Origin of the sequence: Candidatus Chloroploca sp. Khr17 (assembly GCF_004138165.1) — a bacterium.
GTDB lineage: Bacteria > Chloroflexota > Chloroflexia > Chloroflexales > Chloroflexaceae > Chloroploca.
In genome coordinates, this window is record NZ_RYFF01000104.1 from 3,651 (window position 1) to 7,370 (window position 3,720).

Below are 3,720 nucleotides of genomic sequence, written 5' to 3' on the forward strand. Positions count from 1 at the left end.
CATCACGCCCGTCGCGTCGGCATCACTCTCCCGCGTCGGGTCGCTGCCGACGTTCGGCTGGCTGAAGACATAGCCGTCAGGCGCGGTGACGGTGACGGTGTAGACGCCCGGGGCGAGGGTCGTGAAGGTGTAGAACCCGGTGGCGTCGGTGGTGGTGGTGGCGGTCACGGGCACGCCCGCGCCGGTCACGCCAACCAGGTCAACGGTTACCCCCGCGAAGCCAGCTTCGCCCAGGGTCTGGAGGCCGTCGCTGTTGGTGTCCTGCCAGACGCGGTCGCCAAGCGTGGCGGGCCGGAAGAGGCCGGCGTCCCAGGTCAGGTCTGCTTCACCCGAGGTGAGGATGGTGCTGACCATCGCGCCATCGCTGGCCGCGTCGCTGTCGGCATCAGGCTCGCCCTGGTTGCGGGCGGTAACGAGGTAGCCCGCGGGCGGGGTGACGGTGACGGTGTAGGTGCCGGGCACCAGGTTCGTAAAGGTGTAGAGCCCGCTGGCGTCGGTGGTCGTGGTCAGGCTGACCGTCGCGCCGAGGCTGTCCACCCCGGTGAGCGTGACGAGCACATCGGCGATGCCATTCTCGCCGCTCTGCTGGACGCCATTGCCGTTGGTGTCGTCCCAGACCAGGTTGCCAATGCTGGCCCCGCGGTAGAGCCCCGCGTCCCAGGTCAGGTCGGTCTGGCCTTCTGCCAACGTCACGATGACCGTCTCGCCGCTATTCTGGTCGGCATCGCTATTCCGTGCTGTATCCTCACCCTGACCTGGCTGGCTGAAGTAGTAGCCCTCAGGCCGGACAAAGGTTAGCACGTAGTCGCCTGCACCCAGGTTCGTGAAGAGGTAGGTTCCACTGATGTCGGTGGTGGTGCTGATCAGGAAGCTTCCCGGATCACCTGCTTGAGAGAGTTCAACAGTGACGTTGCTCAGCCCTAGTTCACTGGGATCCTGGATGCCATCAGCGTTACGGTCGAGCCAGACACGGTCGCCGAGGCTGGCTGGCCGATAGAAGCCAAAGTCAAGCGTCAGGTTGTTTGTCGTGCTGATGGTGACGGGCAGAGTGTTGACATGGCCGTTGGCATCAGTGGTGCCGTTGTCGTCATTATCAACGCCATCATCTGGATCGGGTGTGGCTGCGCCTTCGTACGGCCCGGTGGCGCTACCATTGTTGCCCGTGCTTGAGCTAAAGGCTGGCAGGCTCGCGGTGGCGGCCAGCACACCCGCGCCACTGAAGTTGCTATTGAGCACACGGACAACATAGCTCCCGGCGGCGAGGTCAGTAAAGGTGTAGTTCCCGGTGGCATCGGTTGTCTGATCGTCCACCTGTGCGCCGCTAATGTGCGTGGCACGGGTCGTTCCATCAGCCAGGAAGAGCCGCAGGGTCACGCCTTCAAGCCCGTCTTCGCCATTGTCGAACAGGCCGTTGTTATTGCGGTCGTTCCAGACCTGGTTGCCCAGACTATAGGCCCGCACGATGCCAAAGTCAAGCGTTGCATTATGGGTGCTGCCGGTTGTGCTGAGCACAAGCGTGTTGCTGATCCCGCCTGATGTGAGCGTGAAGGCATTGCTGGTAGCGGTGCCAGGTGCGCTGCCAACGCCGTTATCGTCATCGTTGAGGTTGTTGTTCGGATCAAGGGTTCCTGCGGTGTCGCGTGTGCTGACATAACCTTCGGGCATTGTGATGCGCACCCGGTAGTCGCCCTGGCTCAGTCCGGTGAAGGTGTAGGTTCCACTTACCCCGGTGGTTGTCGTAAACAGGATGGTCTCGCCGCTCGCCGGCAGCAAAGCGATGGCAAGACCGGAGAGGCCGGTCTCTTCACCATTGCGAAGGCCATCGGCCAGGAAGCCACCGACCCCGCGACCATCGTCAAGCCAGACCTGGTCGCCCAGGCTTGCGGTGTAGAAGCCGAAGTCAATGGTCAGATCACTATTTTGATCGAGGATCGGTGCTTCGTTGGGTGAAGAGCCGGGATCTTCAGGCTCATTGCGTGGAGCCTGACCAGTCACAACCTCAACTGGCGCACTCAGGACGCCCGCATCATAGAAGCCGGTGCGCTGGTGCGTGCCACGATCCTGGCGATCGCCAGGCCCGATGATCGTCTCGGTCAGTGCGCCAGTCGCATCGATCGTCGTGCCGCTGCTATGGTAGCCTTCAAGGGCCGCACCCGTGGCAAACTGGCTCGCCGGAAGACCAATCACGTACTGGCCCGGATAGAGCAGCAGGGTGTTGGTGAGCATCGCCCCATTGCGATGGGTCTGCTCAGTGAAGAGGTAGAAGCCATCCGCGTCGGTGGTTGTTTCGGCGATCCAGGTCTGCTCGTCGCCCGTCAGTTGGCCGTCACGGTCGGCATCGAGCAAGAGTTGCACGGTCACGTTGGCAACACCCGTGGACGAGCCGAGGGTCACGCCGTCACCATCGTTGTCGATGCCATCATTGTTGGTATCGTAGAAGACCCGATTGCCCAGACTGATCGGCGGGAAGGTGACTGTCGTGGTGACCGTCGTCGTTGGTGTAGGCGTCGTTCCATTGGTACCATCATCGGCGATCTGGGCCGTATTGACCACCTGTTCAACGCCAACGGGCAACGGATTGTTGATCTGCACCACAAAGGTCAGGGTATCGCTTGCGCCTGCGTTCAACGTCGTTGCACGAGTATAGACACAGGTATTGCCGGCCTGAGGGCCGTCGGCGCAAGACCACCCAGCGCTACTGTCAGCGCTGACAAAGCTCGTATCGGCAGGCACTGTCTCGGTGATCACAACGCCGGTGGCATCCTGGTTGCCGGTGTTGGTGTAGTGCAGGGTGTAGGTAATCAGCCCACCCGGCTGCACCGTGATGCCATTGTCGGTCTTGGTGATGGCGAGATCGGGCGCGGCCTCGACTGGCGTTATCTCGGTATTCGAGTCTGAGCCAGTATGATTGCTGCTGCCGATCCTGGCGGTATTGGTGATCGTGGTGACCCCTGCCGGCAGCGTGCTCGCGACGCGCACCACGAAGGTACGGGTCAGCGTAGCCCCTGCATTCAGGTTGCCGATAGTGAAGGTACAGGTGTTGTTCGCCTGACTGCCGTTCGGGCAACTCCAGGTCGCACTACTCCCCGCAGCAACAAAGCTCGTATTGGCGGGCACGGTCTCGGTGATGACGACGTTCGCCGCTTGCTGGTTGCCGGTGTTGGTCAGGGTCAGCGTGTAGGTGATGAGGTCGCCTGGCTCCACCGTGATGTCGTCGTCGGTCTTGGTGATGACGAGATCGGGCGCGGCGGTGACGGGCGTGGTCTCGTCGTCCTCGTTATTCAACGGGGTCGGGTCGGCACCGTTGCTACCGTCGTCAGTGATGACAACGGTGTTGGTGATGCTCGTGACGCCCGCGGGCAGGCTTGGATCAACCTGCACCACGAAGGTGATGGTACCAGTGATGTTGACGGCGAGGTCGCCCAACGGGTAGGTGCAGGTGCCGCCGACGCACGTCCAGCCGGTGGTGGTGATGAAACTGGTGTAGCTCGGCACGGTCTCGGTGATGGTGACGCCCGTGGCATCCTGGTTGCCGACATTGGTGTAGGTGAGCGTGTAGGTGATCAGATCGCCTGGCTCTACCGTGATGCCCTTGTCGGTCTTGGTGATGACGAGATCGGGCGCGGCGGTGACCGGCGTGGTCTCGTCGTTCGAGGACGAGCCAGGATCGTTGGTGCCGCTGATGGCGGCGGTGTTGGTGATCGTGGTGACGCCTGCGAG

Annotated in this window: 1 protein-coding gene; it reads right to left on the reverse strand. The window is 62.2% G+C overall.

What is annotated here, in order from left to right; all coding sequences use genetic code 11:
- A partial coding sequence (locus tag EKD05_RS24795; protein ID WP_129678227.1) for an SdrD B-like domain-containing protein occupies positions 1 to 3,720 on the reverse strand: 3,720 nt, incomplete at both ends.